Origin of the sequence: Pantoea agglomerans, from assembly GCF_020149765.1 — a bacterium.
Classification (GTDB): Bacteria; Pseudomonadota; Gammaproteobacteria; order Enterobacterales; family Enterobacteriaceae; genus Pantoea; species Pantoea alvi.
This window is the reverse complement of sequence record NZ_CP083809.1, coordinates 2,668,399-2,680,590: the sequence shown is the minus strand read 5'-3', so window position 1 is coordinate 2,680,590 and position 12,192 is coordinate 2,668,399. Positions and strand designations below refer to the sequence as shown.

The 12,192-nt window shown below is 60.2% G+C and carries 12 protein-coding genes; 5 read left to right on the top strand and 7 right to left on the bottom strand.

The annotated features are described in order from the left end of the window. Positions 1–153 precede the first annotated feature (153 nt). On the bottom strand, positions 154–699 hold the full coding sequence (locus LB453_RS15575) for a lipoprotein (RefSeq protein ID WP_103795332.1): 546 nt from the start codon (positions 697–699) through the stop codon (positions 154–156). A gap of 107 nt (positions 700–806) precedes the next feature. Between LB453_RS15575 and LB453_RS15570 the strand changes: the two genes are divergently transcribed. After that, complete coding sequence (locus LB453_RS15570; protein WP_033751347.1) at positions 807–1,127, top strand: heavy metal-binding domain-containing protein; 321 nt, start codon at positions 807–809, stop codon at positions 1,125–1,127. After that, on the top strand, positions 1,124–1,939 hold the full coding sequence (locus LB453_RS15565) for an N-acetylmuramoyl-L-alanine amidase (protein ID WP_103795333.1): 816 nt from the start codon (positions 1,124–1,126) through the stop codon (positions 1,937–1,939). Before LB453_RS15570 ends, LB453_RS15565 begins: the two co-directional genes overlap by 4 nt. Here LB453_RS15565 and ltaE read toward each other — a convergent pair. From ltaE to LB453_RS15550, 3 genes are all read right to left on the bottom strand, one after another. After that, positions 1,936–2,937, bottom strand: coding sequence for a low-specificity L-threonine aldolase (gene ltaE / locus LB453_RS15560; protein ID WP_103795334.1), 1,002 nt, complete (start codon positions 2,935–2,937; stop codon positions 1,936–1,938). The two genes, LB453_RS15565 and ltaE, sit on opposite strands and share 4 nt — an antisense overlap. 130 nt (positions 2,938–3,067) lie before the next feature. Beyond that, complete coding sequence (poxB, locus tag LB453_RS15555; RefSeq protein ID WP_103795335.1) at positions 3,068–4,789, bottom strand: ubiquinone-dependent pyruvate dehydrogenase; 1,722 nt, start codon at positions 4,787–4,789, stop codon at positions 3,068–3,070. A 100-nt stretch (positions 4,790–4,889) separates the two neighbouring features. Next, the gene (locus LB453_RS15550) at positions 4,890–5,789 is read right to left on the bottom strand and encodes a lysine exporter LysO family protein (RefSeq protein ID WP_103795336.1); all 900 of its coding nucleotides are present in this window, start codon (positions 5,787–5,789) and stop codon (positions 4,890–4,892) included. 103 nt (positions 5,790–5,892) lie between these two features. On the opposite strand from LB453_RS15550, the gene LB453_RS15545 reads away from it, so the two are divergent. Further along, on the top strand, positions 5,893–7,539 hold the full coding sequence (locus LB453_RS15545; protein WP_103795337.1) for an ATP-dependent nuclease: 1,647 nt from the start codon (positions 5,893–5,895) through the stop codon (positions 7,537–7,539). Positions 7,540–7,620: 81 nt separating this feature from the next. On the opposite strand, the gene cspD is transcribed toward LB453_RS15545, so the two are convergent. After that, positions 7,621–7,842 (bottom strand): cold shock-like protein CspD, encoded by a 222-nt coding sequence (gene cspD / locus LB453_RS15540; RefSeq protein WP_224481515.1) that lies wholly within the window; start codon positions 7,840–7,842, stop codon positions 7,621–7,623. 321 nt (positions 7,843–8,163) lie between these two features. Here cspD and clpS point away from each other — a divergent pair, with 321 nt between their 5' ends. Continuing rightward, positions 8,164–8,484: an ATP-dependent Clp protease adapter ClpS gene (gene clpS / locus LB453_RS15535; protein WP_033751321.1), complete on the top strand. Its 321-nt coding sequence runs from the start codon at positions 8,164–8,166 to the stop codon at positions 8,482–8,484. A gap of 57 nt (positions 8,485–8,541) precedes the next feature. Further along, complete coding sequence (clpA, locus tag LB453_RS15530) at positions 8,542–10,818, top strand: ATP-dependent Clp protease ATP-binding subunit ClpA (protein ID WP_103795339.1); 2,277 nt, start codon at positions 8,542–8,544, stop codon at positions 10,816–10,818. A gap of 89 nt (positions 10,819–10,907) precedes the next feature. Here the strand turns inward: clpA and infA are convergent, their stop codons facing one another. Next, positions 10,908–11,126: a translation initiation factor IF-1 gene (gene infA / locus LB453_RS15525; RefSeq protein ID WP_002211347.1), complete on the bottom strand. Its 219-nt coding sequence runs from the start codon at positions 11,124–11,126 to the stop codon at positions 10,908–10,910. 347 nt (positions 11,127–11,473) lie between these two features. Next, positions 11,474–12,166 carry a leucyl/phenylalanyl-tRNA--protein transferase gene (gene aat, locus LB453_RS15520; RefSeq protein ID WP_103795340.1) on the bottom strand — a complete coding sequence of 231 codons (693 nt, stop codon included), beginning with the start codon at positions 12,164–12,166 and terminating at the stop codon, positions 11,474–11,476. Positions 12,167–12,192 lie beyond the last annotated feature (26 nt).

Here is a 12,192-nt window from a genome sequence, read left to right as displayed (position 1 = left end):
GTTATGCAAATGGAGTGGGTTAAAATTTATTAAACTGCAGCGAAGCAGGTAAAGCGTAGCACAAAATCGCGCCACTTAGCGGCAGGCTGCGTAACCGGGCGGCGCAGGCGCAAAAGAGACGCGCCGCAGGAGAGCGGCGCGCCGGGGAAGAGATTATTTTTTCGCCTGCTCCAGCGTCTGGCTCAGGGTGCCGCCACCCGGATGCGCCCAGTCGGCGACGTAGCGTACGTCATCCACCACCCAGCAGGTGCCTTCACGGATCATCAGCACCTCATCCTGCCAGCTTTTGCCGTCGCGGCTCAGCTCGACGCGCAGCGGAATATTGCGCGCGTCGCGGTTCGGGATGGTAGAGCTGTCCGCCACGCTGGCGGCGGTCGGCCCCTGCGCCAGACTGGAGAAGAGATCGCCGCTGCGCCACGGGGCAGTGGCGTTGCCGCTCTGCGCGTTCGCCTGCTGCAGCGCCTGATAGAGGCGCTCGCTCAGGTAGGGACGATATTTCGCCAGCCGATCGCTGCCCGGCAGGCCTGGCGTCGGCTGCTGAACGCGCAGATCGTAAAACTGCTGCGCGACGCTGTCGGGGCCGCCCTCAACGCAGGGCGCGGTGCGAGGGCCGTTGTCCTTAATCACCGGCTCTACCGTGCTACAGGCGGAGAGCAGCAGCGCGGCGGGAAGCAGCAGCGCAAAGGCTTTGTTTCTCATCTCGATTTCCTTATTGTTCTCTGGCAAAGCGCTATTTTTAGCATAGAGTATAGCCGTGCTTTTTAGTTGAAAGAGCCCTGGCCCCTATTTCATATCAGGAGAGAGCGATGAAATTTTCCACCACGCCCACGCTGGAAGGACACAGCATCAGTGACTACTGCGGCGTCGTCACCGGTGAAGCGATCCTCGGTGCTAACATTTTCCGCGACTTTTTCGCCGGTATTCGCGACGTGGTCGGCGGCCGCTCCGGCGCCTACGAGAAAGAGCTGCGCAAGGCGCGCGAAATCGCCTTTGAAGAGCTGGAAGCACAGGCGAAGGCGCTGGGCGCCAGCGCGGTGGTCGGCATCGATATCGATTATGAAACCGTTGGCAAAGATGGCAGCATGCTGATGGTCAGCGTCAGCGGTACGGCGGTGAAACTCCGTTGAGGCTGCTGCTGGCCGCGCTGGCGCTACTGCTGGCGGGCTGCCAGAGCGGGCTGGAATCGCGGCAGGGCTACTGGGTTGACACCCGGCATCCGGCCTACGGCGCCAGGCCGCGTATTAAAGCGATCGTTATTCACTATACCGCCGAAGATTTTCCCTCTTCGCTGGCGACCCTGACCGATCGCGATGTCAGCGCCCACTATCTTATTCCCCGTCAGCCGCCGCAGCGCGCCGGAAAGCAAGTGATCTGGCAGCTGGTGCCGGAGGCGCAGCTCGCCTGGCATGCCGGCCCCAGCTTCTGGCGCGGCGCGACGCGCCTTAACGACACCTCGATCGGTATTGAACTGGTGAACCGCGGCTACAGGCGCACCCTGACCGGGCGCGACTGGCAGCCCTTTACCGAGGCGCAGATCGCTGCCCTGACGCTGCTGCTAAAGGATATCGCGCGGCGCTACGCCATCGCGCCGCAGAATATCGTCGGCCACAGCGACGTCGCGCCGCAGCGCAAGCAGGATCCCGGCCCGCTGTTTCCGTGGCGGACGCTGGCGCAGCAGGGCATCGGCGCCTGGCCGGAGGCGTCGCGCGTGCAGCACTATTTAGCGGGCAGGGCGGCGGAGTCGCCGGTGGCGATGGAGAGGCTGCTGGCGGCGCTGTCGCGCTACGGCTATGAGGTCAGCGGTACCGCTACGCCGCATCAGCAGCAGCGGCTCATCGCGGCGTTCCAGATGCATTTTCGTCCGGCGGACTATCGCGGTTTGCCGGACGCGGAGACCCTGGCAATTGCCGAGGCGCTGCTGGAGAGATATGGCGATTAGCGCTGCAGGAACGCTTTCCACCAGGCGACCAGCTGCTCCAGCGCATGGCGGTCGACATCGAGATGGGTGACGATACGCGTTACCGGCCCGACGCTGAGCAGCACCTCGCGCTCGGCGAACCAGCTTTTCAGCGGCGCAATCTGCTCGGCGGGCACGCGCACGAATACCATATTGGTCTGCTGATCCACCACCTCGACGCCCGCCTGCTGCAGCTGCTGGCTCAGCCATGCGGCGTTATCGTGATCCTCCTGCAGGCGCGCCACGTTGTGCTGCAGCGCATAGAGGCCCGCCGCCGCCAGAATGCCGGCCTGGCGCATGCCGCCGCCCACCATTTTGCGCCAGCGGCGGGCGCGCTCGATATAGGCTTCATCGCCGCACAGCAGCGATCCCACCGGCGTGCCCAGCCCTTTTGACAGGCAGATCGTCAGCGTGTCGCAGTAGCGCGCGATCGCTTCCAGAGTCACTTTTTGTGCCACCACCGCGTTAAAGATGCGCGCGCCGTCGATATGCAGCGCCAGCTTGCGCTCGCGGCTAAACGCCCAGGCGCGGGCGAGATAGTCGAGCGGCAGCACCTTGCCATGGTGGGTGTTCTCCAGGCTGAGCAGGCGGGTGCGAGCAAAGTGGATATCGTCCGGCTTGATGGCCGCCGCCACGAGATCGAGGGGCAGCGTGCCATCTTCGGCGGCAAGGATCGGCTGCGGCTGGATGCTGCCCAGCACCGCGGCGCCGCCCGCTTCATACTTGTAGTTATGCGCCTGCTGGCCAACGATATATTCGTCGCCGCGCTCGCAGTGGCTCAGCAGCGCCACCAGATTGGCCTGGGTGCCGGTGGGGAAGAACAGCGCGGCCGCTTTGCCGCTGAGTCGGGCGGCCTCCGCCTCCAGCGCGTTGACGGTGGGATCGTCGCGATAGACGTCATCGCCGGTTTTGGCGGCCATCATCGCCTGCAACATTGCGGCGCTCGGCCGGGTTACGGTATCACTGCGTAAATCGATCACGTTGCTCTCCTGAGAAAAGAAAAGCGGGCGTAAACGCCCGTTAGGAATACCAGCAGGTGCCCATGCCACCCGTTATCCAGGCTTTGAGCACGCTGAAAGAGACATCAACGCTCAGCGTCTTCTCTCTCTTTTACCGCAGCCAGTTGGTTTTCGCCAGCTCCACCACCTCATCGCCGCGGCCGTTCAGGATCGCGCGCAGCATATAAAGGCTGAAGCCTTTCGCCTGCTCCATCTTGATCTGCGGCGGCATCGCCAGCTCCTCTTTAGCGGTGATAACGTCCACCAGCACCGGACCGGGGTGCGCGAACGCCTGCTCCAGCGCGCCGTTAAGCTCGGACGCCTTCTCTACGCGCAGCCCTTTGATGCGGCACGCCTCAGCAATGGCGGCGAAGTCGGGATTGTCCAGCTCGGTGCCGTCGGTAAGATAGCCGCCCGCCTTCATCTCCATTGCAACAAAGCCCAGCACGCTGTTATTGAAGATCACCAGCTTCACCGGCAGCTTAAGCTGCGCCAGGGTAATAAAGTCGCCCATTAGCATGCTAAAGCCGCCGTCGCCGCACAGCGCCACCACCTGACGATCGCGGTTCAGCGCCTGGGCACCGAGCGCCTGCGGCATGGCGTTCGCCATCGAACCGTGGTTGAAGGAGCCAAGCAGACGGCGACGGCCGTTCATCTTCAGATAGCGCGCGGCCCAGACGGTGGGCGTGCCGACGTCGCAGGTAAAAATCGCGTCATCGCTGGCGTAGTGGCTAATCTGCTGCGCCAGATACTGCGGATGGATCGCCTGCTTATCATTGGCGTTCGCCAGCTCGTCCAGGCCTTTGCGCGCGTCGGCGTAATGCTCCAGCGCGCTGTCGAGATGGTGGCGATCGGTTTTTTTCTCCAGCCGCGGCAGCAGCGCCTGCAGCGTCGGCTTCACCGCGCCGACGTAGGCCTGATCGAGATGGCAGTGCGCGCCAAGGCTGCCGGGGTTGATATCGAGCTGGATAATTCTGGCGTTTTCAGGATAGAAGGCGCGATAGGGGAATTTGGTGCCGAGCAGCAGCAGCGTGTCGGCGTTCATCATCGCGTGATAGCCCGATGAGAAGCCGATCAGCCCGGTCATGCCGACATCATAAGGGTTATCGTACTCAAGGTGCTCTTTGCCGCGCAGCGCATGGACGATCGGCGCCTTCAGCGTCTCCGCCAGCCGCACGACTTCGTCATGAGCGCCGGCGCAGCCGCTGCCGCACAGCAGCGTAATATTGCTGGCCTCGTTCAGCGTTTGCGCCAGCAGCGCCAGCTCGCTCTCCTGCGGCAGAACCTGCGGCAGCAGCGGCGGATACCAGGCGGGCGAGGCGCCTTCAGGCGCAGGCTTCAGCGCCACGTCACCCGGCAGCACCACCACCGATACGCCGCGGTTAAGGATCGCCTCGCGCATCGCAACGCCCAGCACCTGCGGCAGCTGCTCCGGGCTTGAGACCAGCTCGCAGTAGTGGCTGCATTCGCGGAACAGCTCCTGCGGATGCGTCTCCTGAAAATAGCCGCTGCCGATCTCGCTGGAGGGAATATGGGCGGCGATCGCCAGCACCGGCACGCGGTTGCGGTGGCAGTCGAACAGGCCGTTAATCAGATGCAGGTTGCCCGGCCCGCAGGAGCCGGCGCAGACCGCCAGCTCGCCGCTGACGTGCGCTTCCGCGCCCGCAGCGAAGGCGGCGACCTCTTCATGACGCGTCGGCATCCACTCAATGGTGCCCATGCGGTTCAGGCTGTCGCTCAGCCCGTTCAGGGAGTCTCCGGTCACCCCCCAGATACGTTTAACGCCGGCGTTTTCCAGCGTTTTTGCGATCAGCGCCGCAACGGTCTGTTTCATCGTACTCTCCTCTGGCTGCAAGCCATCTTCCCGATGGCGGACAAAAAGAGAAGACTAGACGAGGTTTCGCCAGCGCAGCCGTGAAAAAGTGCGCTGTACGTTACGCAGAGAAAAAAGCGATCAGCAGCGGTGCCAGCAGACTCATCACAAAGCCATGCACAATAGCGGCCGGCACAATTTCGTTACCGCCCGCGCGCTGCAGCACCGGCAGGGTAAAATCCATCGCCGTCGCGCCGCACAGCCCCAGCGCGCTGGAGCGGTGGCGGGCAATCAGCGCCGGGATCAGCATAATAGCGGTCAGCTCGCGCAGCAGATCGTTAAAAAAGGCGGCGCTGCCGATCACCGGCCCGAACGCCTCGGTCATCAGGATGCCGGAAAGGGAATACCAGCCGAAACCGCTGGCCAGCGCCAGGCCGGTTTTCAGCGGCAGACCCAGCAGCGCGGCGGCAATCGCGCCGCCCAGCAGCGCGCTCAGCAGCACCACAGCTGACACCAACATGCCGCGTTTATTCAGCAGAATCTGGCGCAGGGTCATGCCGCTGCCGCGCAGCTGCACCCCGACGAGGAACAGCAGCAGGATCAGCGCATATTCGCTGGCGGTCGAGGCGTGGCGCAGAAAGGCGAGCTGCGTCAGCCCGGTCAGAAAGCCCACCACCACCACGCCGCACAGCGTCAGCGAGTCGAGCGCCATACGCAGCCGCGACGGCAGCGCTTCCTGTCTATGCTTGTGCTGCCAGGGGCGCTTTTTTTCCAGCAGGCGCAGCGCCAGCAGGTTACACAGCAGGATCGCCAGCGCGCTCACCAGCGCGATATGAAAGACGCTAAGCAGATTGCGGCTGAGATTATCGAGAAAGGCGAGGCTGATGCCCATAAAAAAGAGAATGATATAAACCATCCAGCCCAGCAGACGATTCACAAGACGTAAAAATGCGGGCTGATGCAGCGGCAGCAGCCAGCCCGCCACCAGCGGCAGCAGAATAATAAGAAGCCCAGAGTACATAACGGATGCGTTTCCTTGCAGAGAGTGCGGACACGCTAGCGAAAAAGCCTGATAGAGTAAACCTTTGTATTACAGCGGCATGGCTGGACCTGAGGAGAGTTTCATGATTCTGGAACATATCGAGATTAGCGGCTTTCGCGGCATTAATCATTTATCGCTGCCGCTCACCCAGACTACCCTGCTGATTGGCGAAAATACCTGGGGGAAATCGAGTCTGCTGGACGCTCTCAGCCTGCTGCTTGCGCCCCAGGAGACGCCCTATCAGTTTTCCCGGCACGATTTTCACTTTACGCCCGGCAATCAAGAGAGCCCGGTGCGGCGGTTACAGATCCAGTTTCATTTTCGCGATGACGGCAGCGAGCAGGCGGCGGCTTTCTCGCCGTTCTGGCAGCGCGACGCCCAGGGCACGCGCTGGCTCTACTTCAGCACTCGCGCCCGGCTGCGCGAGAGAGAGGTTACCGCCTCGCGTCGCTTTCTGCGCGCCGACGGCGAGGTACTGCCGCTGACGGGCAGCGAGGAGGCGATACGCCAGCTGGCGCGGCTGCATCCGGTGCTGCGTCTGCGCGATGCGCGTTTTAGTCGGCGGTCACGCCATGACGCAGGGGATGCGCAGGCACAAAGCACCCAGGCCAGCGCACTGGCGGCGGATATCAGCAGCCTGACGCGGCAGCTTGCGTCGCAGCCCCATCAGATCAGCGATGAAACGCTGCGGCAGGGCGTCGCCACCCTGCAGCAGCTGATGGAGCACTATTTTCTGGTGCTGCAGCCCGCTGACGGCGGCGCGCGGCGCAGCGATCCGCAAACGCGCAACGGCGCACACGGCTGGCGCGCGCTCGATCGGCTTAATCAGCTGATCGGCGAAACCGATTCGCGCAGCCAGCAGATCGTGCTGCTGCGCATGTTTGTGCTGCTGGCGCAGGCGCGCGGCGCGGCGGCGATCTCGCCCGAGGCGCGTCCGCTGCTGCTGATTGAAGATCCGGAAACCCGGCTGCATCCCATTATGCTGTCGGTGGCCTGGAATCTGCTCGATCTTATCCCGCTACAGAAAATCGCCACCACCAACTCCGGCGAACTGCTGTCGCTGACGCCGGTGGAAAATGTCTGCCGGCTGGTGCGTGAGCCGACGCGCGTCGCCGCCTGGCGTATCGGCCCGCAGGGGCTGAGCGCCGAAGAGAGCCGCCGTATCGGCTTCCATATTCGCGTCAACCGGCCGTCGGCGCTCTTTGCCCGCTGCTGGCTGCTGGTGGAGGGCGAAACCGAGGTATGGATTATCAACGAGCTGGCGCGCCAGTGCGGCTTCCACTTTGCGGCGGAGGGCGTTAAGGTGATCGAGTTCGCGCAGGCGGGCCTGAAGCCGCTGCTGAAGTTCGCCGCGCGCATGGGCATCGCCTGGCACGTGCTGACCGACGGCGACGACGCCGGCAATAAATACGCCGCCACGGCGCGCAGCCAGATGAAGGCCCATGATGAGAGCGACCACCATCTTACGCAGCTGCCCGCCCTCGATATGGAGCATTTCTTGTTCAGCTCGGGCTTTAAAAATGTCTATCTGCAGATGGCGCATCTGCCGTTAAATGCGGCGCTAAGCCCAAGGCGTATTATTACCAAAGCGCTTCAGCACGCCTCCAAGCCGGAGCTGGCGATCGCCGTGGCAACGGCCGCCGCCGAGCGCGGAGAGCAGGCGATGCCGCCGCTGATGCGCCAGATGTTTTCCCGCGTGATGTGGCTGGCGCGCGGCAAGGCGGATTAACCGCACGTGCGCAATAAAATAAAATGCCAGCGACACGGCTGGCATTTTTTGGGAGAGCGTTCAGAATGGGGTGATAGCAGTTCAGGCGTGCTGTACAGCGTCCACCGGCACGATCAAACTGGTGTGATTGCCTTTCGGGCCCTGATGAACATCAAACTGAACTTGTTGGCCGGCTTTTAATGTTCTGTAGCCATCCATCTGAATCGTAGAGTAGTGCGCGAAGATATCTTCTCCGCCGCCGATCGGACAGATAAAGCCGAAGCCCTTGGCGTTGTTGAACCATTTAACAGTACCCGTCTCCATGCTTTTACTTCCCTCGCAAGACATTTTGATAACCAGGTGAGTAAATTAAAGCTGGGGTCGAGTTTGTTTAAAACTCAATCAGCTTGTGTCTGTAGAATGTAGAGAAAGGGCCCCTGGCGTCAAGCAAACCACCGGAGAGCGTAGGGACAAAATCATCAAAATTTGAGGCAGTTAACGCTATTGCGAATTTTGTGATACAGGTCGCGCGCAGGTTTTTTCGCAAAAAATCGATGCGGCAGAAGGGTGCTTGACAGGCGTGTTAAACTCTACGTATGGACAGTTAATCGTCCGTATCGATGCGCAGAATTTCAACGGAACATTATGGCAAATACTAACGACTGGCTTAACTTTGAACACCTGGCCGAAGACAAAGCGAAAGAGGGACTGCAGCCGCCCTCTATGTATAAAGTCATCCTGAATAATGACGATTATACACCTATGGAATTTGTTATTGACGTTCTGCAAAAGTTCTTTTCTTATGATGTTGAACGTGCAACGCAACTGATGCTGAAAGTTCACTACCATGGAAAGGCGATCTGCGGTGTTTTTACCGCCGAAGTGGCGGAGACCAAAGTCGCGATGGTGAACAAGTACGCACGGGAGAATCAGCATCCATTGCTGTGTACGCTGGAAAAAGCCTGAACTCGCCCTCATATAGTTAAGGTGAGGTTGTCAGAGCGATAATTGGGGGAGGTGCCTATGCTCAATCAAGAACTGGAACTCAGTTTAAACATGGCTTTCGCCAGAGCGCGTGAGCACCGTCATGAGTTTATGACCGTCGAGCATTTGTTGCTGGCTCTGCTCAGCAACCCGTCGGCCAGAGAGGCACTGGAAGCCTGTACCGTCGATATTGTCGCCCTGCGGCAAGAACTCGAAGCGTTCATCGAACAAACCACACCGGTGCTGCCCGCCAGTGAAGCGGAGCGCGATACCCAACCTACGCTCAGCTTCCAGCGCGTACTGCAGCGCGCGGTATTCCATGTCCAGTCATCAGGCCGCAGCGAAGTCGCTGGTGCCAATGTGCTGGTCGCCATCTTCAGCGAGCAGGAGTCGCAGGCGGCCTATCTGCTGCGTAAGCATGAAGTGAGCCGCCTTGACGTGGTGAACTTCATCTCTCACGGTACGCGTAAAGACGAACCTGGTCAGGCGCCGCACAGTGAGAATCCGGTTAACGAAGAGCAAGCAGGCGGGGAGGATCGTATGGAAAACTTCACCACCAATCTTAATCAGCTTGCTCGCGTCGGCGGAATCGATCCGCTGATTGGTCGCGACAAAGAGCTGGAGCGTACCATTCAGGTGCTGTGCCGCCGTCGTAAAAACAACCCGCTGCTGGTGGGTGAATCGGGCGTCGGTAAAACCGCCATCGCGGAAGGCCTGGCCTGGCGCATTGTGCAGGGCGACGTGCCGGAAGTGATGAAGGATTGCACCATCTACTCGCTCGATATCGGTTCGCTGCTGGCGGGCACAAAATATCGCGGCGACTTCGAGAAGCGCTTTAAAGCCTTGCTGAAGCAGCTGGAGCAGGACAACAGCAGCATCCTGTTTATCGATGAAATCCATACCATCATCGGTGCAGGCGCGGCGTCCGGCGGCCAGGTCGATGCGGCTAACCTGATCAAGCCGCTGCTCTCCAGCGGGAAAATCCGCGTGATGGGCTCTACCACCTATCAGGAGTTCAGCAATATCTTCGAAAAAGATCGCGCGCTGGCGCGTCGCTTCCAGAAGATCGATATCACGGAGCCGACGCTGGACGAAACCGTGCAGATCCTGAACGGTCTCAAGCCGAAGTATGAAGCGCATCACGACGTGCGTTACACCGCGAAAGCGGTACGCGCTGCGGTTGAGCTGGCGGTGAAATATATCAACGACCGTCATCTGCCGGACAAGGCGATCGACGTGATCGATGAGGCGGGCGCGCGTGCGCGTCTGATGCCGGCCAGCAAGCGTAAGAAGACCATTAACGTCTCTGATATTGAGACCGTGGTGGCGCGTATTGCGCGTATCCCTGAGAAGAGCGTTTCAGCTACCGACCGTGACACCCTGAAAAATCTCGGCGACCGCCTGAAGATGCTGGTGTTCGGCCAGGATAACGCCATTGAAGCCCTGACTGAAGCGATCAAAATGAGCCGCGCTGGACTGGGCCAGGATCGCAAACCTGTCGGCTCCTTCCTGTTTGCCGGTCCGACCGGCGTCGGGAAAACCGAGGTTACGGTTCAGCTGGCGAAGGCGCTCGGCATTGAGCTGCTGCGCTTCGATATGTCCGAGTATATGGAACGTCATACGGTGAGCCGCCTGATTGGTGCGCCTCCGGGCTATGTCGGCTTCGATCAGGGTGGTCTGCTGACCGATGCGGTGATCAAACATCCGCATGCGGTGGTGCTGCTCGACGAAATCGAGAAAGCGCATCCGGACGTCTTTAACCTGCTGCTGCAGGTGATGGATAACGGCATGCTGACGGATAACAACGGGCGTAAAGCGGACTTCCGCAACGTGGTGCTGGTGATGACCACAAACGCGGGCGTACGTGAAACCGAGCGTAAGTCGATTGGTCTGATCCATCAGGACAACAGCACCGACGCCATGGAAGAGATCAAAAAGATCTTTACGCCGGAGTTCCGCAACCGTCTCGACAACATTATCTGGTTCCGCCACCTGTCACCGGAAGTTATCCATCAGGTCGTGGACAAGTTTATTGTCGAACTGCAGGCGCAGCTGGATGCGAAGGGCGTTTCGCTGGAGGTCAGCGACGAAGCGCGAGACTGGCTGGCGGAGAAGGGCTACGACAAGGCGATGGGCGCGCGTCCGATGGCGCGTACGGTGCAGGAAAACCTTAAGAAACCGCTGGCCAACGAATTGCTGTTCGGCTCGCTGGTGGATGGCGGATCGGTCTCTGTGGCGCTCGACAAAGAGAAGAATCAGCTGACCTACCACTTCCTCAGCGCGGAAAAACGCAAAACGGAAGGCACGGTTCACTAAACGCCGTACGGTAGAAATAGAAAAGGCCAGATGCGAATCTGGCCTTTTTTTTCACCGCCGTTCAGGCGGCGAAAGCGAAACGAAGCCGCTTAGCGACTACGGAAGACAATGCGGCCTTTGCTCAGGTCGTACGGGGTCAGCTCAACAGTCACTTTGTCGCCCGTCAGGATGCGGATATAGTTTTTGCGCATTTTACCGGAGATATGAGCGGTAACCACGTGACCGTTTTCGAGTTCTACACGGAACATGGTGTTAGGTAACGTATCAAGTACGGTACCTTGCATTTCAATATTGTCTTCTTTGGCCATCGAATCCTCTGGGTGGACTAGCTTTCAGTGAACCGGCAAGATAATGCCGAATTCCACGATTTATGTAAAGAAACGTTGGCGGTAAGGCCAACGCTTCGCCGTGCTTCGCGCGAGGGCACGAGCATCTCGGTTAAATTCGGGTGTTTATGTGACGTCTGCGGGGGATTAACGGGCTAAGAATCTGCATCAGTAGGCGGTAACACGCGCTCATCTGAAACAGTTCCGGGAGTGCGTTGTGATTCCCAGCCTGGCAATTCCGGCTCGCCGTTGCGAAGCGCGGACGACATACCAAACGCGACTATTATACCACTTTTACGCCTGATTGTGTGCAAAACATCTGCGCGGGCTTAAAAAAGGGTTTGAGTACGCCAGCAACCGGCACTGACAGGCTGCCAGGCAAGGGTCTGAACATACTGCAAATAGTCGACACGCGGGATCTCGCGCGCGCCCAGCGAGGCGGTGTGTGGATTTAAAACCTGGCAATCCACCAGCCTGCCCTGATGTTTAATAAAATGCTGGCAAAATACCCAGAGAGCGGTTTTCGAGGCGTTCTCGGCGCGGCTGAACATCGATTCGCCGCAGAATATCTGCCCCAGCGCGAGGCCGTACATGCCCCCTACCAGCTGCTGATCCTGCCAGACTTCGACGGAGTGGGCATGGCCCAGCTCGTAGAGACGCTGCCAGGCACGCTTCACCTCGAAGGTGATCCAGGTGCCTTCCTGGCGGCCGGCGGCGCAGCCTTCTACCACCTCGAAAAAGGCCTGATTCATCGTTACGCGGAACGGTGAGCGGCGATGAAAGCGCGCCATGCTGCGGCTGAGGTGAAAAGATTCCGGCAGCAATACCGCGCGCGGATCGGGCGACCACCACAAAATCGGATCGCCCGGCGAAAACCAGGGGAAGATGCCGTGCTGGTAGGCGCTGAGCAGGCGGGCAGGGGAGAGATCGCCGCCCATCGCCAGCAGGCCGTTCGGCTCGCGCAGCGCCATCTCCGGCGGTGGAAAATGAAGGGATTCCCGTGACAGTTGCACCAGTCTCATCGCATCTCTACTCGTCGCTTTTTCGC

Excerpts from the sequence above, each read along its gene's own strand:
- LB453_RS15575 (WP_103795332.1), bottom strand. The coding sequence starts at position 699 with ATGAGAAACAAAGCCTTTGCGCTGCTGCTTCCCGCCGCGCTGCTGCTC.
- LB453_RS15570 (WP_033751347.1), top strand. The coding sequence starts at position 807 with ATGAAATTTTCCACCACGCCCACGCTGGAAGGACACAGCATCAGTGAC.
- poxB (WP_103795335.1), bottom strand. The coding sequence starts at position 4,789 with ATGAAACAGACCGTTGCGGCGCTGATCGCAAAAACGCTGGAAAACGCC.
- LB453_RS15550 (WP_103795336.1), bottom strand. The coding sequence starts at position 5,789 with ATGTACTCTGGGCTTCTTATTATTCTGCTGCCGCTGGTGGCGGGCTGG.
- LB453_RS15545 (WP_103795337.1), top strand. The coding sequence starts at position 5,893 with ATGATTCTGGAACATATCGAGATTAGCGGCTTTCGCGGCATTAATCAT.
- cspD (WP_224481515.1), bottom strand. The coding sequence starts at position 7,842 with ATGGAGACGGGTACTGTTAAATGGTTCAACAACGCCAAGGGCTTCGGC.
- clpS (WP_033751321.1), top strand. The coding sequence starts at position 8,164 with ATGGCAAATACTAACGACTGGCTTAACTTTGAACACCTGGCCGAAGAC.
- clpA (WP_103795339.1), top strand. The coding sequence starts at position 8,542 with ATGCTCAATCAAGAACTGGAACTCAGTTTAAACATGGCTTTCGCCAGA.
- infA (WP_002211347.1), bottom strand. The coding sequence starts at position 11,126 with ATGGCCAAAGAAGACAATATTGAAATGCAAGGTACCGTACTTGATACG.
- aat (WP_103795340.1), bottom strand. The coding sequence starts at position 12,166 with ATGAGACTGGTGCAACTGTCACGGGAATCCCTTCATTTTCCACCGCCG.